General features: G+C 62.7%; 20 protein-coding genes. 12 read left to right on the top strand and 8 right to left on the bottom strand.

Annotated features, from left to right (window positions below):
- Positions 1-4: 4 nt before the first annotated feature.
- Genes hemA through RN347_RS11300 form a run of 6 tightly spaced genes read left to right on the top strand, consistent with a single transcriptional unit; the run spans position 5 to position 6,411 of the window.
- Positions 5-1,315 (top strand): glutamyl-tRNA reductase, encoded by a 1,311-nt coding sequence (gene hemA, locus RN347_RS11325; RefSeq protein ID WP_311958288.1) that lies wholly within the window; start codon positions 5-7, stop codon positions 1,313-1,315.
- Entirely contained in the window at positions 1,312-2,400 is a 1,089-nt protein-coding gene (gene prfA, locus RN347_RS11320; protein ID WP_311958287.1) for a peptide chain release factor 1, read from the top strand. Before hemA ends, prfA begins: the two co-directional genes overlap by 4 nt.
- Positions 2,400-3,290, top strand: coding sequence for a peptide chain release factor N(5)-glutamine methyltransferase (gene prmC, locus RN347_RS11315; protein ID WP_311958286.1), 891 nt, complete (start codon positions 2,400-2,402; stop codon positions 3,288-3,290). The genes prfA and prmC overlap by 1 nt, the downstream gene beginning before the upstream one ends.
- 13 nt (positions 3,291-3,303) lie before the next feature.
- Positions 3,304-3,810 carry an Lrp/AsnC ligand binding domain-containing protein gene (locus RN347_RS11310; protein WP_263586697.1) on the top strand — a complete coding sequence of 169 codons (507 nt, stop codon included), beginning with the start codon at positions 3,304-3,306 and terminating at the stop codon, positions 3,808-3,810.
- Complete coding sequence (locus tag RN347_RS11305; protein WP_311958285.1) at positions 3,807-4,559, top strand: molybdopterin-synthase adenylyltransferase MoeB; 753 nt, start codon at positions 3,807-3,809, stop codon at positions 4,557-4,559. The genes RN347_RS11310 and RN347_RS11305 overlap by 4 nt, the downstream gene beginning before the upstream one ends.
- 37 nt (positions 4,560-4,596) lie before the next feature.
- Positions 4,597-6,411 (top strand): hypothetical protein, encoded by a 1,815-nt coding sequence (locus RN347_RS11300; protein WP_311958284.1) that lies wholly within the window; start codon positions 4,597-4,599, stop codon positions 6,409-6,411.
- A 131-nt stretch (positions 6,412-6,542) separates the two neighbouring features.
- On the opposite strand, the gene ahpF is transcribed toward RN347_RS11300, so the two are convergent.
- Positions 6,543-8,099, bottom strand: a complete 1,557-nt coding sequence (gene ahpF / locus RN347_RS11295; protein WP_263586700.1) for an alkyl hydroperoxide reductase subunit F — start codon at positions 8,097-8,099, stop codon at positions 6,543-6,545.
- Between the two features lie 252 nt (positions 8,100-8,351).
- Positions 8,352-8,915: an alkyl hydroperoxide reductase subunit C gene (ahpC, locus tag RN347_RS11290; RefSeq protein ID WP_263586701.1), complete on the bottom strand. Its 564-nt coding sequence runs from the start codon at positions 8,913-8,915 to the stop codon at positions 8,352-8,354.
- 420 nt (positions 8,916-9,335) lie between these two features.
- Between ahpC and RN347_RS11285 the strand changes: the two genes are divergently transcribed.
- The 4 genes from RN347_RS11285 (at position 9,336) to RN347_RS11270 (ending at position 13,467) form a co-directional block, all read left to right on the top strand.
- The gene (locus tag RN347_RS11285) at positions 9,336-10,436 is read left to right on the top strand and encodes a polyamine ABC transporter substrate-binding protein (protein ID WP_311958283.1); all 1,101 of its coding nucleotides are present in this window, start codon (positions 9,336-9,338) and stop codon (positions 10,434-10,436) included.
- A gap of 83 nt (positions 10,437-10,519) precedes the next feature.
- On the top strand, positions 10,520-11,689 hold the full coding sequence (locus RN347_RS11280; RefSeq protein ID WP_311958282.1) for a polyamine ABC transporter ATP-binding protein: 1,170 nt from the start codon (positions 10,520-10,522) through the stop codon (positions 11,687-11,689).
- Positions 11,690-11,713: 24 nt separating this feature from the next.
- Complete coding sequence (locus tag RN347_RS11275) at positions 11,714-12,625, top strand: ABC transporter permease subunit (protein WP_263586704.1); 912 nt, start codon at positions 11,714-11,716, stop codon at positions 12,623-12,625.
- Entirely contained in the window at positions 12,622-13,467 is an 846-nt protein-coding gene (locus RN347_RS11270) for an ABC transporter permease subunit (protein ID WP_263586705.1), read from the top strand. The genes RN347_RS11275 and RN347_RS11270 overlap by 4 nt, the downstream gene beginning before the upstream one ends.
- A 63-nt stretch (positions 13,468-13,530) precedes the next feature.
- On the opposite strand, the gene RN347_RS11265 is transcribed toward RN347_RS11270, so the two are convergent.
- A complete protein-coding gene (locus RN347_RS11265; protein ID WP_263586706.1) occupies positions 13,531-13,740 on the bottom strand; it encodes a CPXCG motif-containing cysteine-rich protein in 210 nt (69 codons plus the stop codon).
- 131 nt (positions 13,741-13,871) lie between these two features.
- Between RN347_RS11265 and RN347_RS11260 the strand changes: the two genes are divergently transcribed.
- Positions 13,872-14,300 (top strand): DUF3617 family protein, encoded by a 429-nt coding sequence (locus RN347_RS11260; protein WP_311958281.1) that lies wholly within the window; start codon positions 13,872-13,874, stop codon positions 14,298-14,300.
- A gap of 51 nt (positions 14,301-14,351) precedes the next feature.
- Here RN347_RS11260 and RN347_RS11255 read toward each other — a convergent pair whose 3' ends face one another.
- On the bottom strand, positions 14,352-17,465 hold the full coding sequence (locus RN347_RS11255; RefSeq protein ID WP_311958280.1) for an efflux RND transporter permease subunit: 3,114 nt from the start codon (positions 17,463-17,465) through the stop codon (positions 14,352-14,354).
- A complete protein-coding gene (locus RN347_RS11250; protein WP_263586709.1) occupies positions 17,462-18,541 on the bottom strand; it encodes an efflux RND transporter periplasmic adaptor subunit in 1,080 nt (359 codons plus the stop codon). The genes RN347_RS11255 and RN347_RS11250 overlap by 4 nt, the downstream gene beginning before the upstream one ends.
- A 203-nt stretch (positions 18,542-18,744) precedes the next feature.
- Between RN347_RS11250 and RN347_RS11245 the strand changes: the two genes are divergently transcribed.
- Complete coding sequence (locus RN347_RS11245; RefSeq protein ID WP_311958279.1) at positions 18,745-19,929, top strand: NAD(P)/FAD-dependent oxidoreductase; 1,185 nt, start codon at positions 18,745-18,747, stop codon at positions 19,927-19,929.
- A 73-nt stretch (positions 19,930-20,002) separates the two neighbouring features.
- Here the strand turns inward: RN347_RS11245 and RN347_RS11240 are convergent, their stop codons facing one another.
- Genes RN347_RS11240 through RN347_RS11230 form a run of 3 tightly spaced genes read right to left on the bottom strand, consistent with a single transcriptional unit; the run spans position 20,003 to position 21,010 of the window.
- Positions 20,003-20,299 (bottom strand): YqjK-like family protein, encoded by a 297-nt coding sequence (locus tag RN347_RS11240; protein ID WP_263586711.1) that lies wholly within the window; start codon positions 20,297-20,299, stop codon positions 20,003-20,005.
- Positions 20,274-20,678 carry a phage holin family protein gene (locus RN347_RS11235; protein ID WP_263586712.1) on the bottom strand — a complete coding sequence of 135 codons (405 nt, stop codon included), beginning with the start codon at positions 20,676-20,678 and terminating at the stop codon, positions 20,274-20,276. Before RN347_RS11235 ends, RN347_RS11240 begins: the two co-directional genes overlap by 26 nt.
- The gene (locus tag RN347_RS11230; protein ID WP_252109116.1) at positions 20,678-21,010 is read right to left on the bottom strand and encodes a YqjD family protein; all 333 of its coding nucleotides are present in this window, start codon (positions 21,008-21,010) and stop codon (positions 20,678-20,680) included. Before RN347_RS11230 ends, RN347_RS11235 begins: the two co-directional genes overlap by 1 nt.
- Positions 21,011-21,073 lie beyond the last annotated feature (63 nt).

The raw sequence follows: 21,073 nt of genomic DNA, 5'->3' as shown, positions 1-21,073 counted from the left end.
ACGCATGACGCTTCTTGCCCTGGGAATCAATCACCGCACCGCAAGCGTTGCCGTGCGTGAGCAGGTAGCCTTTACCCCTACGCAGCTCGAAAGCGCGTTGGGCGAGCTTCGCTGTCTGCCGAACATTCACGAGGCGGCGGTGCTCTCGACCTGCAATCGCACCGAACTCTACTGCGTTACCGACGCTGCCGGCGAGCGCGCGGTGCTCGACTGGCTTGGCCGCTTTCACGGCCTGAACGTCGAGGATCTGACTCGCTGCGCCTATCATTATCTCGACGCCGCCGCCGCCCGCCATCTGATGCGCGTGGCCGTAGGGCTCGATTCGATGGTGCTCGGCGAGCCCCAGATTCTCGGCCAGCTAAAGGATGCGTATCAGCAGGCGCGCGAGGCCCAGGGCCTTGGCGGCGAGCTCGAGCGTCTTTTCCAGCACACGTTCGCCGTGGCCAAACAGGTGCGCACTGAAACCGGCATCGGCAAGAACCCCGTGTCGGTCGCCTACGCCGCCGTCAGCATGGCGAGCCGCATTTTCGACGACTTCGGCCGGGCAAGTGCGCTTCTGATCGGCGCCGGCGAAACCATTGAGCTTGTGGCACGCCATCTGAGCGAGGCTGGCGTGCGCAAACTCACCGTGGCCAACCGCACCCGCGAGCGCGCCATGAACGTGGCCTCGAGTTTGGGCGGCGAGGCGATCACGCTGCCGGAGATTCCGGCGGCGCTCGAACACGCCGACATCGTCATCTCCTCGACCGCTTCGCCGCTGCCGATTCTGGGCAAGGGCATGGTCGAACGAGCGCTAAAAAAGCGCCGCCACCGGCCGGTGTTCATGGTCGATATTGCCGTGCCCCGGGATATCGAGCCGGAGGTGGGTGAGCTTGCCGACGTCTTTTTATATACCGTCGATGACCTCGAGGAGGTGATCGAAGAGAATCGCCGCCACCGCCAGGTGGCCGCCGACCAGGCCGAATCGCTGATCGAACACGGCGTGGGAAGCTGGGAGCAGGAGCGCCGAGTGCGCGGCGGCGGCGAGCTGATCCGCGACTACCGCCGCCACGGCGAAGCGCTTCGCGACGAAAGCCGCGACCAGGCGCTCGAACGCCTGGCCCGCGGCGAAGACCCGGCAAAAGTGGTCGAGCGCCTTGCCCATCAGCTCGCCAACCGCTTCATGCACCAGCCGACGTTGGCCCTTCGCAAAGCGGCCTCCGAAGAAGATCACGCAGTGCTGAGCGCGGCGCCGCGCGTTTTGCTTTCCCCAAAACCCGCGTTTGAGAAGCCCGCGCCCTCGGCTAAACGCCAGAAGGATGATACGCCCGCATGAAAGAGACGTTGCGCCAACGTTTGGACAGTTTTGCCGACCGCTTCGAAGAGCTTGCGATGCTGCTCTCCGAGCCCGAAGTCATCAACGACCAGCAGCGCTTTCGCGACTACTCCCGCGAGTACGCAGAGCTCGAGGAGCTGGTCGCGGCCTGGCAGCGCTACCGCGAGGTCGAAGAGAACATCGCCACCGCCGAGGCCTTGAGCGGCGACAGCGACCCGGAAATGCGTGAGTTGGCGGAGATGGAGCTGATGGAGGGCCGCGAGCAGCGCGAGGCTCTCGAGGTCGAACTCAAGCGCCTGCTGGTGCCCAGGGACCCGGACGATAACCGTGGCGTGTATCTGGAAGTGCGCGCCGGCACCGGCGGCGACGAGGCGGCGATTTTTGCCGGCGATCTGTTTCGCATGTATTCACGCTACGCAGAAAAGCGCGGTTGGCGGGTGGAGATCGTCAGCGCCAGCCACGGGGAGCAGGGCGGCTATAAAGAGGTGATCTCCCGGGTGAAGGGCGACGGCGTCTATGCCCGGCTCAAGTTCGAGTCCGGCGCGCACCGCGTGCAGCGCGTGCCCGCCACCGAATCCCAGGGGCGAATCCACACCTCCGCTTGCACCGTGGCGGTGATGCCCGAGGTGGATGACGTCGGCGACATCGACATCAACCCGTCGGATCTGCGCGTGGATACCTACCGCTCCAGCGGCGCCGGCGGCCAGCACGTCAACACCACGGATTCGGCGATTCGCATCACCCACCTGCCCACCGGCGTGGTCGTGGAGTGTCAGGAGGAGCGCAGCCAGCATAAAAACCGCGCCAAGGCGATGTCGCTGCTCGCCGCCAAGCTCAAGCGCAACGCCGTGGATTCCCAACGCCAGGAACAGGCAGACGCACGCCGCTCCCTGGTCGGCTCCGGCGATCGCAGCGAGCGTATCCGCACCTACAACTTCCCTCAGGGGCGTATCACCGATCACCGCATCAACCTGACGCTCTATAAACTGCTGGATGTGGTCAGCGGTGAGCAGCTCGATGACGTGGTCGAGCCGCTGATTCACGAGTATCAGGCCGAGCAGCTTTCCGCCCTTCAGGACGCCTGATGACTTTCGATGCGCTGTTGAACGCGGCGGCCAAACGCCTTGCGGACGCGGGCTCGCCCTCGCCCCGGCGCGACGCCGAGCTTTTGATGATGCACGCCGCCGGCTGCGAGCTGACCTGGCTTTACACCTGGGGCGACCGCGACTGCGAGCCCTGGGCGCGGGCGCGCTTCGAGGCGCTCATCGCTGCCCGTGCTCAGGGCGAGCCGGTGGCGTACCTGACCGGCGAGCGCGAGTTCTGGGGGCTGCCCCTTTTGACCTCACGCCATACGCTGATCCCGCGGGCGGACACCGAAACCCTGGTCGAGGCGGCGCTTGCGCGCGCCGGCGCCGCCAGCGGCCGGTTTCTGGATCTGGGCACGGGCACCGGCGCCATTGCGCTCGCCTTTGCCAGCGAGCGCCCGGGCTGGCAGGTGAGCGGACTCGACCTGCGTATTGATGCCGTGGCCCTTGCCGAACAAAATGCCGCGCGGCTGGCGCTCGAAAACGCCACCTTCATCCAGAGTGACTGGTTCGAGGCTCTCGCGCAGGAAGACGTCGCGCCGCGCTTTGATATCATCGTCAGCAACCCGCCCTATATCGACGAAGCCGACCCGCACCTGAGCCAGGGCGACGTGCGCTTCGAGCCGCGCTCGGCACTGGTGGCGGCGGGCGAAGGCCTTGCCGATCTGCTTCATTTGGTGTACTGCGCCCGTGAATATCTCGAGCAGGGCGGGTGGCTGCTGCTGGAGCACGGCTATCGTCAGGCCGATGCAGTGCGTCAGGCGCTTTCAAGCGCGGGCTACCTGGACGTCGAGAGCCTCGTCGATCTGGGCGGGCACGCGCGGGTCACGCTGGGGCGGATGCCGGCGTCGATCGAGGGCGTGAAGAATTCCCAAGGCGAACACTCATGAAGATGAAACGCTCATGAAAACCAAAAACAAGGCGCTGGATCGCATCGATCTACGGATTCTGCGCGTGCTGCAGGACAACGCGCGTATCTCCTACGTGGATCTCGCCGCCGAGGTCGGGCTTTCGACCACGCCGTGTTTGGAGCGCGTCAAGCGACTGGAGCGCGCCGGTGTCATTCGCGGCTACAAGGCGATGCTCGACCCGCAGGCGCTCAAGGCGAACCTGTTGGTGTTCGTCGAGATCAGTCTGGAGACCCAGTCGCCGGCGGTGTTCGACGAGTTTCGCCGCGCGGTGGAAACGCTGCCCCAGATCCAGGAGTGTCATCTGGTGTCCGGGCAGTTCGACTACATTTTGAAGTGCCGGATTCCGGAAATGTCCGCCTACCGGCAGCTTCTGGGCGACGTCGTACTGACGCTGCCTGGCGTCAAGGAGTCCAAAAGCTACGTGGTGATGGAGGAGGTCAAGGAGAGCTTCAGCCTGCACGTGCCGGAGGTCAGCGAGTTCGAGGAGAAGGGCCCATGATGGATGACCAAACGCTTTTGCGCTACAGCCGCCACATCATGCTCGACGAGGTCGATATCGACGGCCAGCAGCGCCTGCTCGATGCCCGCGCGCTGATCGTCGGCGCCGGCGGGCTTGGCTCGCCGGTGGCGCTCTATCTGGCCGCTGCGGGCGTGGGTCACCTTACGATTGCCGACGCTGACACCGTCGAACTCTCCAACCTGCAGCGCCAGATCGCCCACCAAAACGCCGACATCGGTCGTAACAAAGCGGTTTCGGCAAGCGACAGCATGGCCGCGCTCAATCCGCAGTGCGAGATTACCGCCATCGAGTGCCACCTGAGCGAGGCCGAGCTTGCCACGCTCGCCGCCACCTTTGATGTCGTGCTCGACTGCACCGACCGCTTCTCCAGCCGCTACGCGATCAACGCCGCCTGCCAGGCGACGGGCGTGGCGCTGGTATCCGGCGCGGCGATCCGCTTCTCCGGCCAGCTCGCCGTGTTCGACCCGCGCGACGTTAAAAGCCCTTGCTACGCCTGCCTCTACCCGCCGGGTGAAGGCGGCGATGAAGCACCGAGCTGCGCCGACAGCGGCGTCATCGCGCCGCTGGTCGGCGTCATCGGCGCCTTCCAGGCGCTGGAGGCAGTCAAGCTTTTAAGCGGCGCGGGCCAGGTACACCGTGGGCTCTCCACCTTCGACGGGCTGCGCGGCACTTGGCGCCACTTTCAGGTCCCCCGCGACCCGGCCTGCCCAGTGTGCGGGCAGCGATAATTCGGCATCGCAGCGTACAACGATAAAAGGGTGAATCATGGCGAAATCTACCGGCTCGAAAAGTCTTGGTCAGGCCAGGCGTGCTCAGCGTGCAAGGAAGAAAAAGCAGGTGGCGCCAGCGTTTCAAGTGCCGGTGTTGAAAACGGCTTCAAGGCAGAGCGACGTTGCGACAGTGGCGCTGAGCGACGCCCTCGAGCGCGCGCGCCAGGCGCTCGACGAGGCGTTGGAAGGCCCGCTGGATGCGCCGCTTCATCTGTTCGTGTCCGTCACCGATGCCACCCACCGCGCCATCGTAGTCAACGCCTACGGCGTGGCGGATAGCGAGCATTGGCAAGCGCTGAGTGAGACGCTCGCCGGAAAATTGAGCGAACAGGCGGCGGTACGCTGGCTGCGCCTTGACTGGACGCGCGAGCTTGCCGAGTACACCTGGGAGAGCCTGGCCGCCGAGCTCAAAAAGCACAAGCGTAATTACTTTCGCCGCGGCATCGCGCTGGACGGCGGGTGCCAGCGCGCCTTTCTCGAGCAGGAGCTTAACGCCAACGCCATGCTCTATCAGGGCGTCAAGGTGCCCCACGCCGAGCTCAATCAGAAAAACTTCCTGCGCTACGCCCGCGAGCGCTTTGGCACCCAAACGGAGATCGATTTCGGCCCCCACCAGCGCGTGTTCACCTTTACCACCGATGCGCTTCTGGTGACCGCCGATCAGCCTGTGCGGCGTTTACACGGCTACTCCGGTGGCGAGGAAGGACGCGACACTGGCCGGCGCGTCATCGAAACACTCACGCCCGAGATCACACGTACGCTGATCGAGCGCGCAAGCGAATTTCTCGCCGATCAGGTCGAGCCGAGCGGGCGCTTTATCTATGGCCTGCACCCCTGTTTTGATCGGCAGGTGAACGGCTACAACACCCTGCGCCACGCCAGCAGTATCTACAGCATGCTCGAAGCCTGGGAGGTGACCCAAAGCGCGTCGCTCAAGCGCGCGATCGACGCCGCGCTTTCGCACCTCACCACGCGGCTTTTGAAACGCTTTACGCATCGCGGCGAGCAGGTGACGTACCTGCTGGAGGACAACGGCGAGATAAAGCTTGGCGGCAGTGGCGTCACGCTGTTGGCGCTTTCGAAATACACCGAGCTGAGTGGTGACGAGCAGTACCTGCCGCTAATGGAAGAGGTGGCGCTCGGTATCCGCCAGTGTCAGCTCGAAAGCGGTGGCTTCAATCATGTGTTGAACGCATCCGACCTCAGCGTCAAGGAGGCGTTTCGTATCATCTACTACGATGGCGAAGCGGCGTTCGGGCTGATGCGCCTGTACGGCTTGACCCGAGATGCCCGCTGGCTCGAGGTCGTCGAGCGCGCTTTTGAATACTTCATCATTCAGGAGCACTGGAAAGCGCACGATCACTGGCTGAGCTACTGCGTCAATGAGTTAACACTTTACCGGCCTGATGAGCGCTACTACCGCTTCGGGCTTCAAAACGTCGCCGGGTACTTGGGCTTTGTGGAGGGGCGGATTACCACCTTCCCCACGCTTTTGGAGCTGATGATGGCAGCGCACAAGATGATTGCGCGCCTGCAGGCCACACCCGAGCATCGCCATCTTTTAGCGCTGATCGACGTCGAGCGCTTCTACCGGGCGCTGGAGACGCGCGCCCACTACCTGCTCAACGGCCACTTCTGGCCTGAGCTTGCGATGTTCTTCCAGCGCCCGGAGCGCATCGAAGGCAGCTTCTTCATCCGCCACCACAGCTTTCGCGTGCGCATCGACGATGTCGAGCACTATCTTTCCGGGTTCGTAGCATATTTGCTGCACTATTTGAAGCAGAGTGCCCACGACCAGAGTCAGGTTTGAGCAAGCTCAGGGATCAGGGAAGCGCTCGGTCTTGAGATTTAAGCGTAAAAAAGCCCGCTTTGAGCGGGCTTTTTTACGTCGAACAAGGGAAGGGGCGAAATACCCCTTCGCGCTTCGCAATTCTGAATCGATCAGTTCCGAATCAGATAGTCAAAGGCACCCAGTGAGGCCTTCGCGCCTTCGCCCATGGCGATGACGATCTGCTTGTAGGGCACAGTGGTGGCGTCGCCGGCGGCGAACACGCCGGGCACGGAAGTCATGCCGTGGGCGTCGACGATGATCTCGCCGTGGGGCGACATTTCGATTGGTGAGCCTTTTAGCCACTCGGTGTTCGGCACAAGCCCGATCTGGACGAAGATGCCCTCGAGCGCGACGTGTTTGGTCTCGTCGGTGTTGCGGTCCTTATAGGTCAGACCGTTGACGCGGCTGCCGTCGCCGGTCACCTCGGTGGACTGGGCGTTGAGGATGATGTCGACGTTGGGCAGGCTCTTGAGCTTTTTCTGCAGTACCGCGTCGGCGCGCATTTCGCCCATGAACTCGACCAGCGTGACGTGACCGACGATACCGGCCAGATCGATCGCCGCTTCGACGCCGGAGTTACCGCCGCCGATCACGGCGACGTGCTTGCCCTTGAACAGCGGGCCGTCGCAGTGGGGGCAGTAGGCTACGCCCTTGTTACGGTACTCGCGCTCGCCGGGCACGTTCATTTCGCGCCAGCGTGCGCCGGTGGCCAGCACCAGCGTCTTGCTCTTGAGCGTGGCGCCGGACTCGAATGTCACTTCGTGCAGCCCGCCCTCGACCTCGGCGGCCTTGAAGTGGCTGGCACGCTGCAGATTCATCACGTCGACGTCGTAGTCGTTGACGTGCTGCTCGAGTGCCGCGACCAGCTTGGGGCCTTCGGTGTAGGAGACCGAGATGAAATTCTCGATACCGAGGGTGTCGACCACCTGGCCGCCGAAGCGCTCGGCGGCGATGCCGGTATTGATGCCCTTGCGCGCCGAGTAGATCGCCGCCGAGGCGCCGGCGGGGCCGCCGCCGATGACCAGCGAATCGAAGGCGGCTTTCTCGCTGAGTTTCTTCGCGTCGCGCTCGGCCGCACCGGTGTCCACCTTGGCAAGAATCTGCTCGATGGTCATGCGGCCCTGATCGAAGGGCTTGCCGTTGAGGTAGACGCTCGGCACCGACATGATTTCACGCGCTTCAACCTCGTCCTGAAACAGCGCGCCGTCGATGGCCACGTGGTGGACGTTCGGGTTGAAGATCGCCATCAGGTTCAGCGCCTGAACGACGTCAGGGCAGTTCTGGCATGAAAGCGAATAGTAGGTCTCGAAGCGCATCTCGCCGTCGAGCGCCTTGATCTGATCAAGCGTTTCCTGTGCGGTCTTGGGCGGATGGCCGCCCACCTGCAGCAGTGCCAGCACCAGCGAGGTGAACTCGTGGCCCATGGGGATACCGGCGAAAACCACGCCGGTCTCTTCGCCGGGGCGGTTGATGGCAAACGACGGCGTGCGTGCGTCCTGGCCGTCCGTATGCAGGGTGATCTTGTCGGTCAGACTCTTGATGTCTTCCAATAGGCCGAGCAGCTCTTTTGACTTGGCACCGTCATCGAGGGACGCAACGATCTCGAACGGTTGAGTCACCTTTTCCAGATAAGCTTTCAACTGACTTTTTAAATTGGCGTCCAACATGACAGTAGGGTCCTCGCAATCGGCGTTGATTGGGCTCGACCGATGGCAGGCCTGAAAGGCCTTCACGGGAGCAATACAAGCGGTTAAAAAATCGAGCGATGTTTCGGATAGATGTTTCGAATACAAGGAGCGTTTTAAGCCTTGGAGGCACTATTTTCGAAGGCTTAAAACGATGCACCCGGGCAGGACCCGGGTGCAGGGCCGATTCATCACGAAACGGTAAACGCGTTGAGGCGAATCGGCGGGTTGGCGTTAGATTTTGCCAACGAGATCCAGCGACGGGGCCAGCGTCTCTTCGCCTTCTTTCCACTTGGCCGGGCACACTTCGTTCGGGTTTTCGCGAACGTACTGGGCGGCCTTCACTTTACGCAGCAGCTCCTCGGCGTTACGGCCGATGTTGCCGGCGTTGATCTCGACGATCTGAACCTTACCGTCCGGGTCGACGACGAAGGTGCCGCGCTCGGCCAAGCCGTCTTCTTCGATCAGCACTTCAAAGTTGCGCGAAATTTTCAGCGTCGGATCGGCGATCATCGGGTACTGAAGTTTGCCGATGGTCTCGGAGCTGTCGTGCCACGCTTTATGGGTGAAGTGGGTGTCGGTCGACACGCTGTAGATTTCCACACCCAGCTTTTTGAACTCTTCGTAGTTATCGGCCAGGTCACCAAGCTCGGTCGGGCAAACGAACGTGAAATCGGCCGGGTAAAAGAAGAAAATGGACCACTGGCCTTTCAAATCGGCCTCTGTAACGTCGATGAACTCACCATTGAGGTAAGCAGTCGCTTTAAACGGTTTAACTTCGGTGTTGATCAAGGACATTAAGATCGTCTCCAAGTGATTGGGTAGTGGCTTCTGAATACGGGTATCATACTAACGGCGAACGGCTGATAGCTAAAATTGAGAATGGACATATCATCCATAGTCTCATGCTATCGCAAGCGCCTTTATCGATAGCGTGCTCGTTCAAGGTACTTCGAGCGCCTCTCAAAGCCGCCCGGCTACGCCGTCATCAGACGTAGGTGGGGTCGAGGCGTTAGTAATGCAACAATTTTTTGGCCAGCCCTTGCGGTGGGGGAGCCAGCCGCGCAGAATTCCCGGCGCAAAAAATTGCCAGGCGACGAGCAGGTGCTAATTTGAGTGTTGGCACAGCTATCGGCCATCAGGCGATACCTCCGCCGCCCGGGCAAGGCGCGCGGATAGCCGCCCTGGTCTTTCATGATTTCTACAAGGAGCCACCTGATGGGGAACATCCACAAGCTTTCCGCGGCCGTTGCGGCCTTTTCCTGCGTTGCAGCGGCGAGCGCTCACGCTGCTGAGGTGCGCATCTATAACTGGTCCGACTACATTGCGCCGGAAACCCTCGAGAAGTTCACCGAGCGCACCGGCATCGACGTCACGTACGATGTTTACGACAGCAACGAAACCCTCGATGCTGCGTTGCTGGCTGGCCGCTCCGGCTACGATGTGGTCGTTCCTTCCTCGCACTTCTTCTCGCGCCAGCGCCAGGCCGGCGTATACCAGCCGCTGGACAAGAGTGCGCTGCCGAATCTGGAGAACCTCAATCCGGAGCTGATGGAGAATCTGGAAGCCATCGACTCGCAAAGCGAGTACATGATTCCCTACATGTGGGGCACCAACGGCATCGGCTATAACGTCGAGCGCGTCACCGAGATTCTGGGCGACGATGCGCCGCTCGACAGCTGGGCGCTGCTGTTCGACCCGGAAATCACCGGCGCGCTCAGTGAGGCCGGCTGCGGTATTTCCATGCTCGATACCGGCGAGGAGATGCTGCCCGCGGCGATGGCGTATCTGGGCCTCAATCCGATCAGCGACAGCACCGACGATCTCGACGCCGCCGGCGAAGTGATCGCAAGCGTCCGGGACGACATCACCTATTTCCACTCGTCGCGCTACATTTCCGATCTCGCCAATGGCGATATTTGCGTGGCGGCGGGCTACTCCGGCGATATTTTCCAGGCCGCCGAGCGCGCCGAGGAAGCCGGACGCGATTTCGAGATCGGCTACACCATTCCGAAAGAGGGCGCTGCACTCTGGTTCGACGTCATGGCCGTGCCGGCTGACGCGCCGAATCCGGAAAACGCCCACGCCTTCATCAACTTCATTCTCGACCCGGAAATTGCCGCCGAGATCACCGACTATGTCAGCTACGCCAACCCCAATGCCGCCGCTGATGCCTACGTCGATGAGGAGATCCTGAACGACCCGGCGATCTACCCGGAAACCGAGGTGATGCAGAACCTGTATGTCGCCCGCGACATGCCGCAAAATTTCCAGCGTCAGCGCACGCGTATCTGGAACCGGGTCAAATCCGGCCGCTAAGGCGCGCCGTTCAAACGGCGGGCAGGTGAGCTGCCCGCGCTTTATCGTCAGGGCCTGCTCTCAGGCCCTTTTTAGGAGTGGGCATGGACACGACGACCCCGTCGAAGGACACCACGCCGGAGTCAAGCGCTACGCGTACCGCCGGTAAGACCCCGCGCTTTGCCGAGGACGTCGTGCTGCAGGTCAAGCGTCTGAGCAAGCGCTTCGATGATGCGCTGGCGGTGGATACCGTCAATCTCGAGGTCAAGCGCGGCGAGATCTTTGCGCTGTTGGGCGGCTCCGGCTCTGGCAAGTCGACGCTTTTACGCATGCTGGCGGGGTTCGAGACGCCGTCCGAGGGCAGCATTCTGCTCGGCGGTGAGGACATCACGCGAACGCCACCGCACAAGCGCTCGATCAACATGATGTTTCAATCCTACGCGCTCTTTCCCCACATGAACGTGGCGCAGAACATCGCCTTTGGGCTCAAGCAGGACAAGCTCTCGAAGGCGGATATCGACGAGCGGGTCACGCAAATGCTCAAGCTCGTGCACATGGAGCGTTTTGCCAAGCGCAAACCGCACCAGCTCTCCGGCGGCCAGCGTCAGCGGGTGGCGCTGGCGCGCTCGCTGGCCAAGCGGCCAAGGCTTCTGCTGCTCGACGAACCGATGGGGGCACTGGATAAAAAGCTTCGCACCGAAATGCAGCTCGAGGTGGTCGAGATCATCGAACAGGTCGGCGTGACCTGCATCATGGTCACCCATGATCAGGAAGAGGCAATGACCATGGCGGACCGCGTGGCCATCATGGCCGACGGCTGGATCGAACAGGTGGGCTCGCCGGTGGATATCTACGAAAGCCCGGCGAGTCGCATGGTGGCGGAGTTCGTCGGCACGGTGAATCTATTCGAGGGCGAGATCGTGGCGGATGCTGCCGATCACTGCACCATCGAGACGCCAATGTTGTCGCGACCGATTTACATCGACCACGGTATCACCACCCAGGCCGTCGACCGGCGCGTGTGGGCGGCGCTGCGTCCGGAAAAAATCTGGCTGTCGCGTGAAAAGCCTGACGGGGCTTACAACTGGGAGGCGGGTAAGGTCGACGATATCGCCTACCTGGGCGGCTACTCGCTTTATTACGTGCGTACCGCATCAAATCAGATCATCAAAGCGAGCATGGCCAACGTCGAGCGTCGCGGGGATCGGCCCACCTGGGAAGACAGCGTGTACGTCTACTGGGAAGATCACAGCGCCATCGTGCTTAACCGCTAATGCGTGGTTTTAGGAGCGCCCCTGATGAAGTCGTTTGACATCGCGACGCGTTTGAAGCGCCTGCAGCTAGGCCGCCGCGCGGTCATCGCGCTGCCGCTTTTATGGCTGACGCTGTTCTTTTTATTGCCCTTTGTACTGGTGCTGAAAATCAGCCTGGCGGAGTCGATGGTGGCCATCCCGCCGTTTGGCCCGCTGATCGAGTACAGCGACCAGGTGCTGCACGTGTTTCTCAACCTGGGCAATTACCTGTTCCTGCTCTCCGATTCGCTCTACGCCGCGGCGTACTGGGGGTCGATCAAGACGGCGTTCATCTCGACCGTTGCGTGTCTGCTGTTGGGCTACCCGATGGCCTACGCCATGGCGCGGGCGCCGCTTCGTTGGCAGCTGGTGCTGGTACTGTTGGTGATGCTGCCCTCCTGGACGTCGTTTCTCATCCGCGTTTATGCCTGGATGGGCATTTTGAGCAACAGCGGACTGATCAATAACCTGTTGCTTGGCCTTGGCGTGATCGAGTCGCCGCTTCGAATGATGAACACCCGCTTTGCCGTGGTGGTCGGTATCGTTTACGCCTACCTGCCCTTCATGGTGCTACCGCTTTACGCACACCTCACGCGCCTCGATAACGCGCTGCTGGAGGCGGCGGCGGATCTGGGCTCGCGCAGGCTCAATACCTTCATCAAGGTGACGCTGCCGCTCTCCATGGGCGGGATCATCGCGGGGTCGATGCTGGTGTTCATTCCGGCGGTGGGAGAGTTCGTGATCCCCGAGCTTCTCGGCGGGCCGGATACGCTGATGATCGGCAAGGTCTTGTGGGAGGAGTTTTTCCTTAACCGCGACTGGCCGGTTGCCTCGGCGCTGGCGATGGTGATGCTGCTACTGCTGCTCGTGCCCATCGTCTGGTTTCACCGCTATCAGTCCCGGGAGCTCGAAAAATGAGTGTCAAGCCGCGCGTTCCTTCGTTCACGACGGTCATGTTGGTCATCGGGCTTCTGTTTCTCTATTTGCCGATGGCCGTGCTGGTGGTCTATTCGTTCAACTCCTCCAGACTGGTCACGGTGTGGGCCGGGTTCTCCACCCAGTGGTACGGGGCGCTGTTCGAGGATCGCCAGATCCTCGAAGCGGTATGGACGAGCCTCAAGATCGCCTTTTTCGCCGCCAGCATGGCGGTGTGTCTGGGCACCGTTGCGGCCTTCGTGATGACCCGGTTCGGGCGCTTTCGCGGCAAGACCGCGCTTTCGAGCATGGTGACCGCGCCGCTGGTGATGCCGGAGGTGATCACGGGGCTTTCGCTGTTGCTCCTGTTCGTTCAGATGGCCCAACTGACCGGCTGGCCAGCGGATCGCGGCATGGCGACGATCTGGATCGCCCATACCACGTTTTGTAGCGCCTACGTGGCGGTGGTGGTGGCCGCGCGGCTTCGCGAAATGGACCGCTCGATCGAGGAGGCGGCGATGGATCTGGGTTCACCGCCGCTAAAGACCTTTTTTTGCATTACGCTGCCGGTGATCTCACCGGCGCTGGTCGCCGGGTGGCTTCTGGCCTTTACGCTGTCGCTGGATGATCTGGTGATCGCAAGTTTCGTGTCCGGGCCCGGGGCGAATACGCTGCCGATGGTGGTGTTTTCCTCGGTGCGCCTTGGCGTGTCGCCGAAGATCAACGCGCTGGCGACGCTGATCATCTTGATCGTGGCGATCGCTACGCTGCTCGCCTGGTACGTCATGCGGCGAAGCGAGAAGCGCCGGCTCATGCTGATTCGGGAAGCCCAAAGCGCCGAGTAAAGGCAAACAGCGACGTCAAGGCACTTCATCGTCAAGGCACTTCATCGTCAAAGCACATCGTCGTCAAAGTACGTCGTCGTCGCGCCCGGTGGTGATCGCGTCGATCTCACCGGTCATTGGCGACATGACCACCTGCACCTGAATCGGTGCGCAGCAGCGGTGGCAATCCTCCCAGGTGGTGTGGCTGCCCTGGGACGTGTCGATTATGAAGGTCAGCGCCGTGGCGCAGTAGGGGCAGTCGAAATCGTGTTCGATGAGGGCTTCGTCGTCCATGAGGATCTCTCGCAAAGGGTGAGGGCGTGCACAACACGGGTGGATTCAGTGTAGCAGAGCCCGGGTGGGCGCCGGTCGCCAGAATCAGGTAGGATGGGTCGGCGGTTTTTCGATCAACAGGTGAGACAACGATGATGAAACGTTACATGGTAGTGGCGGCCGCGCTGGCCCTCCCGATGACGGCTCTGGCAGAGACGCCGAACGTAACGCCGGGCGAGTGGGAGTTCGTCAGCGTGACCGGCGTAAGCGGCGATATGGATATTCCGGATCAAACCGAAACCGAGCGTCAGTGCATCACTCAGGAAGAGCTCGACAGCGCCGAATTCGGCCTGATCGAGGAAGAGCAGGGCTGCGAGCTCTTGAGCCAGGAGATGAACGCTGACGGTCTCTCCTACAACATGGCCTGCAGCGCCGACGGTGGCCAGGCGACCATCGACGGCGAAATGAGCTTTATGGGCGAGCAGATAGATGGCACCGTCACGATTGTGACCGAGTCCCCGATGGGCGCACTCACGATGGATACCACCATCGAAGGCGAGCGCGTCGGCGACTGTGGTTAAGCGTTGACGAGTGAGTGAAAAAGGCGCCTTTCGGCGCCTTTTTCGTTGGCCTCAAACACGCCGGTCGGCGGCGGCGATCTCCGCCTCCAAACGGCGCTTGACCGCGTTGGGCGAGCCGGTGTGGCGGGCGAGCAGATCATACGCCACCGGCACGACCAAAAGCGTAAACAGCGTGGCCGCCCCGACGCCGGCCATGATCACCGTGCCGATCACCAGGCGCGACTCCGCCCCCGGCCCCGTCGAGAGAATCAGCGGCACGGCACCTGCCATGGTGGTGATCGCGGTCATCAGAATGGGGCGAAGGCGGGTGACCGAGGCCTCCACGAGCGCCTCGCGAAACGCCACGCCTTCGTCGCGCAGCTGGTTGGCGAACTCGACGATCAGAATACCGTTTTTCGCCGCCAGCCCTATCAGCAGCACCAGCCCCACCTGGCTGTAGATATTCAGTGACTGACCGGTGAGCAGCAGGGCGAGCAGCGCGCCGCTCATGGCCAGCGGGACGGTCAGCATGATCACCAGCGGGTGGATAAGGCTCTCGAACTGCGCCGCCAGCACCAGAAACACCACCACCGCGCCAAGCACCAGCAAAAAGGTCGTGGCGCCACTGGCCGCCTGATAGTCCCGCGAGGGCCCGGCCAGGCTGGTTTGGGCCGCCTCGGGCAGCAGCTCATCGGCCGCTTGCTGCAGGTAGGTGATCGCCTCGCCGAGGGTGTAACCATCGGCCAGGTTCGCCTCGATAGTGATCGAGCGCACGCGGTCGAAGCGGTTGAGCGTGCTGGCGCCGGCGAAGTCGGAGAGCGTCACCAGACTCGAGAGCGGAATCAGCTCGTTGCTCCGGCGCGAACGCACCTGGACGTTGTCCAGCGCGCGGGGGCTGTTTTGCCGCGCCCGGTCGCCTTCGACGATGACGTCGTACTCCTCACCGTCATCGACGTAGCGGGTGACGTTGCGCCCGCCGAGCAGCACCTCGAGGGTGCGGCCGATCTCGCTGACCGTCACGCCGAGGCTTGCGGCGCGGGCGTAGTCGATTTCCACGCGAAGCTGCGGCTGAGTTTCGTCATAGTCGCTTTCAAGCGCGGTCAGGCGCGGATTGTCGCGGCGCACGTGCTCCAGCAGCGTATCGCGCCAGCCGGCGATCTCTTCATAAGAGCCGCCGCCGAGCACGAACTGCAGCGGCTTTTGAGTGCGCTGGCCAAACCCCTGGCGCATCACCGGGAAGGCGCGCACACCGGGGAGCGTGGCGAGCGTCTCGCGCACCTCGTTCATGATCGCCCAAGCGCTTCGCCGCGTGCCCCACGGCGCCATGTCGATGATCAGAAAGCCGCTGTTGAAGTTTTCGATGTTCCCAAAGCCGCGCGGCGCGCGCACTACCACGCGCTCGAACTCGCCGCTTTCCAGAAAGGGGTCGAGTCGCGCTTCGATCTCGTCCATGTAGTCCATCATGTACTCGAAGGTGGCGCCTTCCGGGCCGTTGACCAGCACGATGAAGTTGCCGCGATCCTCCTGGGGGGTGTATTCGCTCGGAAGAATCGAGGCAAGCCAGGCGGTGGCGGCGATCAACAGTAAAAACAGCGCCACCACCAGCCAGCGCAGTTTGAGCGTCAGCAGCAGCACGCGCCGGTAAAGGCGCTGGGTGGCGCTCAAAAGCCGCTGCACGCCGCGGCCGATGGTGCTTTCGTGCATGCCGGGCTTGAGAATTTTCGAGGCCATCATCGGCGTGAGCGTCAGCGCCAAAAGCGTCGAGAACACCACCGCCGCGGCCATGGTCAGGGCGAACTCGGAGAACAGCCGGCCGATATCGCCCTGAAGCATGCTCAAGGGCACGAACACCGCGACCAGCACCAGGGTCGTGGCAATCACCGCAAAGCCGATCTGACGGGTACCGCGGTAGGCGGCGACCAGCGGGGTCTCGCCGTACTCGAACATGCGCCGGTTGATGTTCTCGAGCACCACGATGGCATCATCGACGATCAGACCGATGGCGAGCACCAGCGCCAGGAGCGTGAGCAGGTTGATCGAAAAGCCCATGACCGCCAGCGCCGTAAAGGCGCCGATGACCGCGATGGGCACAGTGACGGCGGGCACGAGCGTGGTGCGAAGGTTGCCCAAAAAAAGAAAGATGACCACGACCACCAGCGCCATGGCGATGAACAGCGTCGAAACGACCTGGTCGATGGCGCCGGCGACGAACAGCGAGGCGTCGTAGTTGAGTTCGAGCGTCATGCCGTCCGGCAGGGTTTGCTGCAGCCGTTCAAGCTCTCCCTGCACTGCCTCGGACAGCGCCAGCACGTTGGCAGTGGACTGCATGATCACCCCAAGGCCCACCATCGGCACGCCGTTGGCGCGAAACACCGAGCGATCCTCCACCGAGCCCACCTCGACGCGGGCGACATCCGAAAGGCGCACCAGATAGCCGCTCTCGCCCTGGTCCAGCGCCAGGCGCTGGAAGTCTTCGGCGGTGGCAAAGGCGCGCGGCAGGCGCACGATGAACTGGCGGTCGGCGGATTCGAGCGAGCCGGCGGGCAGCTCGACGTTTTCGGCGCGCAGGGCATCCTCGATGTCGCCCACGGTCAGGCCTCGGGCCGCCAGCGCGTTGCGATCAAGCCAGACGCGCATGGCGTAGTCGCGCCCGCCGCCCACGCGAATGCGGGCAACGCCGGGCTGTACCGACAGGCTATCGACCAGTTGGCGGTTGGCGTAGTCGGTGAGCTCGGTGATCGAGTACTCGGCGCCGGATAGACTCAGCCACACCACGATCTCTTCGCTGCTGTCCGCCTTGGTCACTTCCGGCGCGTCGGCATCGTCGGGAAGATTTCTCAGCGCCCCGGAGATACGGTCGCGAATATCGTTGGCCGCGGCGTCGATGTTCATGGTGATCGCGAATTCGATCTCGATACGCGAGCGGCCATCCTCGCTTTGCGAGGTAATCAGCTCGATCCCTTCGACCCCGGCGATGCGATCCTCGAGTACCTGGGTAATGCGCGTTTCGACCACGCTGGCCGAGGCGCCGGGGTAGCGGGTATCGATACTGACGATCGGTGGATCGACGGTGGGGTACTCCTGCAGCGGCAGCCGGTCCAGCGCCAGCACGCCGAAGGCGATGATCAGCGCGGCGATGACCAACGCCAGGACCGGGCGCTGAACCGAGATGTCCGAAAGCTTCATCCGCGGTCCGCCTCCAGAAGCTCGCGCACGCCGGTGTCGTCATCGACGACGCCGAGCAGGCGCACTTCCAGCTCATCGCGGGCAAGCTGTAGCCCGTGGATCACGACCAGATCGTCAGCGTCGAGGCCTTCCAGCACTTCCACCTCACCCACGCGGCGCTCGCCGATCGTGATTTGACGCCGCTCCAGGCGGTAAGTGTCGCCGTCTGCGTGGATCAGCATGACGTAGTGGCGGTCGCCGCTGGGCTCCAGCGCCGCTTCGGGAACGATGATGGCCTCGCGCGGGCGCTGGCGTACGGTGACTTCCATTAGCATCCCGGGGCGAAGGCGCAGCCCGGGGTTGTCGAGCAGGGCGCGTACGTCGACGCTGCGGGTGACTGGATCGATGCGCGTGCCGATACTGGCGATGTCACCGCCAAACACTTCGTCCGGGTAGGCGGCGGTCGTGGCGCTGAGCGCGAGCCCCGGCGAGAGACGGCCGAGAAACACTTCCGGTACGCTGAAGTCGAGCTTCATGACGTCGAGCTTGTCGAGCGTGGCCAGCGCCATGCCCGGCGTGACCAGCGCGCCGACGCTCAACTCTTTAAGCCCGACCCGGCCGCTGAAAGGAGCATGCAGCCGGTAGTCCTTGAGCTGTGCCTCGATGGCCTGCACCTGGGCCTGGGCCTGATCCTGCCGGGCCTGGCTATCCTCGACGTCGGCGCGAGCGGCGAGGTTTCGGTTTTGCAGCTGCGTGGCGCGATTCAAGGCGTTGCCACGCTCGGCGCCAAGCGCCTGGGCGGCGCGCAACAGCGCCTGCTCCTCGGCGTCGTCGAGGCGAATCAAAAGCCGTCCGCGCTCGACCTGTTCGCCGTCGTCGAAATTGATCTCGGCGATGCGCTCGGTCACCGTGGCGGCGAGCGTCACGCTTTCATCGGCGCTGAGCGTGCCCAGCGCCTCGAGCGGGTCCGACCAGTTGCCCGCCTCGGCGTAGCGGCCGATGACGGTCGGCAGCGGCTGGGCGAAGGCCGGTGGGGCAAGGGCAAGCATGAGGATCACGCTAAAGAACAGTTCGATAAGGCGGTTGTGGGCAGGCATACGGGTCTCGGTCAAGGGCCGTGTTAGCTCGGGGCGCAGTGCATGCGCAGGGTCGTTCAGCGCGGCGTTTAATGCAACGCTTTCGCCGCGCTGCCCGAAACAGCGCCCCCGGTGCAGCGCTCGCCGAAATAGGGGGCCGGCACAATAAAGCGCTTCATACCTGATAGAATGGCCGACTTTCTGCTGGTTCGAGGATGTCGGGTATGGTGTTTGATGTCGTGATCATCGGCGCGGGGGCGGCGGGTCTCATGTGCGCCGCCCAGGCCGGCTACGCCGGCAAGCGGGTGCTGGTGCTGGACCATGCCAACAAGGCGGGCAAGAAGATCCTGATGTCCGGGGGCGGTCGCTGTAACTTTACCAACATGGACACCGCGCCTCACCACTTTTACTCTCAAAATCCGCACTTTTGCATCTCGGCACTCAAGCGCTACCGCCCGGAGCACTTCGTCGAGCTGGTCGAGCGCCACGGTTTGGAGTACGTCGAGAAAGCCCCGGGCCAGCTCTTTTGCGCCGACTCCGCGAAAGAGATGGTGCGGCTTTTGTTGACCGAGTGCGAGTGGGCCGGCGCCGAGGTGTCGCTCAATACCCGCATCGAGCGCGTCGAGCGCGCGGGCGATGCCATGCGCCTTCATACCTCCCGCGGTCGAATCGACACGGGCGTGCTGGTAGTGGCCACCGGCGGACTCTCGATCCCCACCCTGGGGGCGAGCGGCTTTGGCTATGAGCTTGCCCGCCAGTTCGGGCTCGAGGTACTGCCCACCCGGCCAGGACTCGTGCCGCTCACCCTGAGCGATACTTGGAAGGCGCGTGCCAGCGCCCTTTCCGGGGTGAGCGTGCCGGTGGCCGTCCACCACGAAGGCTACCGTTTCGAAGAGCCGCTGCTGTTTACCCACCGGGGCCTGTCCGGGCCGTCGATGCTGCAAATCTCGAGCGTGTGGGAGCCCGGCGAGGCGCTCTCTATTGATTTGCTGCCTCACTGTGAGGCCCGGGAGTTACTCCTGAAAGCGCGTCAGGAAACGCCCAGGCGGCTGCTATCGACCTGGCTTGGCGAGCACTTCCCCAAGCGCCTGGCCCAGGCGCTGATCGAGTGGTACCCCGACGGGCAGACGCACCTACCGCTGGCGCAGGCCTCCAATGAGATGATCGACGCCTGGGCCGAGCGGCTGAACGGCTGGACGTTGAAACCTTCCGGCACGGAAGGGTGGCGTACCGCGGAGGTGACCATGGGCGGCGTCGATACCGATGCGATTTCTTCGAAAACCTTCGAGGTGAAGGAGTTGCCCCAGCTTCGCTTCATTGGCGAGGTGCTGGACGTCACCGGGCGTCTCGGCGGCTACAACTTTCAGTGGGCCTGGGCGAGCGGAGTGGCCTGCGCCCAGGCGCTTTAATCGCTACCGGCACACGCCAGATACGAAAACGCGCGCCGAAGCGCGCGTTTTGGAAAGCGTCAACCGACACTTTTCAGGTCGCGATCTTGGCCAGCAGTTTGAACTTGCGAAACAGCATGTACCCCGCCAGCGCCTTACGCCCGGCGGCCATGGCGCCACCCGGATGGCGCACCAGACGCCACGCGGCAATACCGCCAATGGCGAAAAGCGGCAGTTTGAAACTTTTCAGGCTGTTCTCGAGCGGCTGAGCGGCGTTGAGCAGGTAGTCGCTATCGACCAGAATATCGACCCGCTGCTGCTCGAGTTCCAGCAACAGCGCTGCCTTGCGCTCGGCACGGCTGGGTCTAGCGGTGTTGGTCGGGGTGGTCATACTGGTTGGCCTCCAAAAGCGCCCGGTCGGCTGCCAGCTGCTTGAGCGTCTCTTTCAACAGCGTGTGGCTCTTTGCCTGACGAAGGGCAATCAGGGCGAAAAGCAGGCTTGCGAAAATCAGAGCGCCGGCGCTGACAACGATCGCCGTTATGCGGTAAGTATCCCAGAAGAGGATAATGACCAGCGCCGTCAACGTGGCTACGCCCAGTAAAAGCAAAAGCAGGCTCGCGCCTGCCAGCAGAAAAAGTACCAGTAAACGTGCGCGTTCCTCTTCGAGCTCTAATACCGCCAAACGCAGGCGGGTTTCACTATTGGCGACCAGTGAGCCCAGCAAGCGTTTGACGGCAGAGAATACGCGTTGGGTAGGACCCAAGGCCATTAGCGACGACCGAGCAGCAGTCCGGCTACCAGACCCGCAGCGGCACCAATACCCATGCTGGTCCAAGGGTTTTCGCGAACGTAGCGGTCGCAGCAATCAACCTGGTTGGACAGCGACTCGCGGGTATCTTCGTAGAGATGCTCGCCAGCGCTTTCCAAACGTGAACGGGTCTCTTTCAAACGACGCTCGGCGCGCTCGCGAAGGCCGCGCATTTCACCGCTGGCATCCTTGGAGGTGGCGCTGACCAGCTCTTCGACGGTTTCGCTCAGGTAGCGAAGGTCGTTTTTGAGCTGGTCGGCACGTGCTGAACTGTCGGAATTACGTTTGGCCATGATGTCTTCCTTTGACGTATGAATGAAACGATAACCGCTATCAGCATAGCAGCCCTTACCGAA

Origin of the sequence: Halomonas sp. PAMB 3264, assembly GCF_031954245.1 — a bacterium.
Lineage (GTDB): Bacteria > Pseudomonadota > Gammaproteobacteria > Pseudomonadales > Halomonadaceae > Vreelandella.
The sequence above is the reverse complement of the archived record's forward strand: the minus strand, read 5'-3'. Positions and strand labels throughout refer to the sequence as shown.

What these genes read in the sequence shown, in the direction of transcription:
- hemA (WP_311958288.1), top strand. Translation starts at nt 5, where the DNA reads ATGACGCTTCTTGCCCTGGGAATCAATCACCGCACCGCAAGCGTTGCC.
- prfA (WP_311958287.1), top strand. Translation starts at nt 1,312, where the DNA reads ATGAAAGAGACGTTGCGCCAACGTTTGGACAGTTTTGCCGACCGCTTC.
- prmC (WP_311958286.1), top strand. Translation starts at nt 2,400, where the DNA reads ATGACTTTCGATGCGCTGTTGAACGCGGCGGCCAAACGCCTTGCGGAC.
- RN347_RS11310 (WP_263586697.1), top strand. Translation starts at nt 3,304, where the DNA reads ATGAAAACCAAAAACAAGGCGCTGGATCGCATCGATCTACGGATTCTG.
- RN347_RS11305 (WP_311958285.1), top strand. Translation starts at nt 3,807, where the DNA reads ATGATGGATGACCAAACGCTTTTGCGCTACAGCCGCCACATCATGCTC.
- RN347_RS11300 (WP_311958284.1), top strand. Translation starts at nt 4,597, where the DNA reads ATGGCGAAATCTACCGGCTCGAAAAGTCTTGGTCAGGCCAGGCGTGCT.
- ahpF (WP_263586700.1), bottom strand. Translation starts at nt 8,099, where the DNA reads ATGTTGGACGCCAATTTAAAAAGTCAGTTGAAAGCTTATCTGGAAAAG.
- ahpC (WP_263586701.1), bottom strand. Translation starts at nt 8,915, where the DNA reads ATGTCCTTGATCAACACCGAAGTTAAACCGTTTAAAGCGACTGCTTAC.
- RN347_RS11285 (WP_311958283.1), top strand. Translation starts at nt 9,336, where the DNA reads ATGGGGAACATCCACAAGCTTTCCGCGGCCGTTGCGGCCTTTTCCTGC.
- RN347_RS11280 (WP_311958282.1), top strand. Translation starts at nt 10,520, where the DNA reads ATGGACACGACGACCCCGTCGAAGGACACCACGCCGGAGTCAAGCGCT.
- RN347_RS11275 (WP_263586704.1), top strand. Translation starts at nt 11,714, where the DNA reads ATGAAGTCGTTTGACATCGCGACGCGTTTGAAGCGCCTGCAGCTAGGC.
- RN347_RS11270 (WP_263586705.1), top strand. Translation starts at nt 12,622, where the DNA reads ATGAGTGTCAAGCCGCGCGTTCCTTCGTTCACGACGGTCATGTTGGTC.
- RN347_RS11265 (WP_263586706.1), bottom strand. Translation starts at nt 13,740, where the DNA reads ATGGACGACGAAGCCCTCATCGAACACGATTTCGACTGCCCCTACTGC.
- RN347_RS11260 (WP_311958281.1), top strand. Translation starts at nt 13,872, where the DNA reads ATGATGAAACGTTACATGGTAGTGGCGGCCGCGCTGGCCCTCCCGATG.
- RN347_RS11255 (WP_311958280.1), bottom strand. Translation starts at nt 17,465, where the DNA reads ATGAAGCTTTCGGACATCTCGGTTCAGCGCCCGGTCCTGGCGTTGGTC.
- RN347_RS11250 (WP_263586709.1), bottom strand. Translation starts at nt 18,541, where the DNA reads ATGCCTGCCCACAACCGCCTTATCGAACTGTTCTTTAGCGTGATCCTC.
- RN347_RS11245 (WP_311958279.1), top strand. Translation starts at nt 18,745, where the DNA reads ATGGTGTTTGATGTCGTGATCATCGGCGCGGGGGCGGCGGGTCTCATG.
- RN347_RS11240 (WP_263586711.1), bottom strand. Translation starts at nt 20,299, where the DNA reads ATGACCACCCCGACCAACACCGCTAGACCCAGCCGTGCCGAGCGCAAG.
- RN347_RS11235 (WP_263586712.1), bottom strand. Translation starts at nt 20,678, where the DNA reads ATGGCCTTGGGTCCTACCCAACGCGTATTCTCTGCCGTCAAACGCTTG.
- RN347_RS11230 (WP_252109116.1), bottom strand. Translation starts at nt 21,010, where the DNA reads ATGGCCAAACGTAATTCCGACAGTTCAGCACGTGCCGACCAGCTCAAA.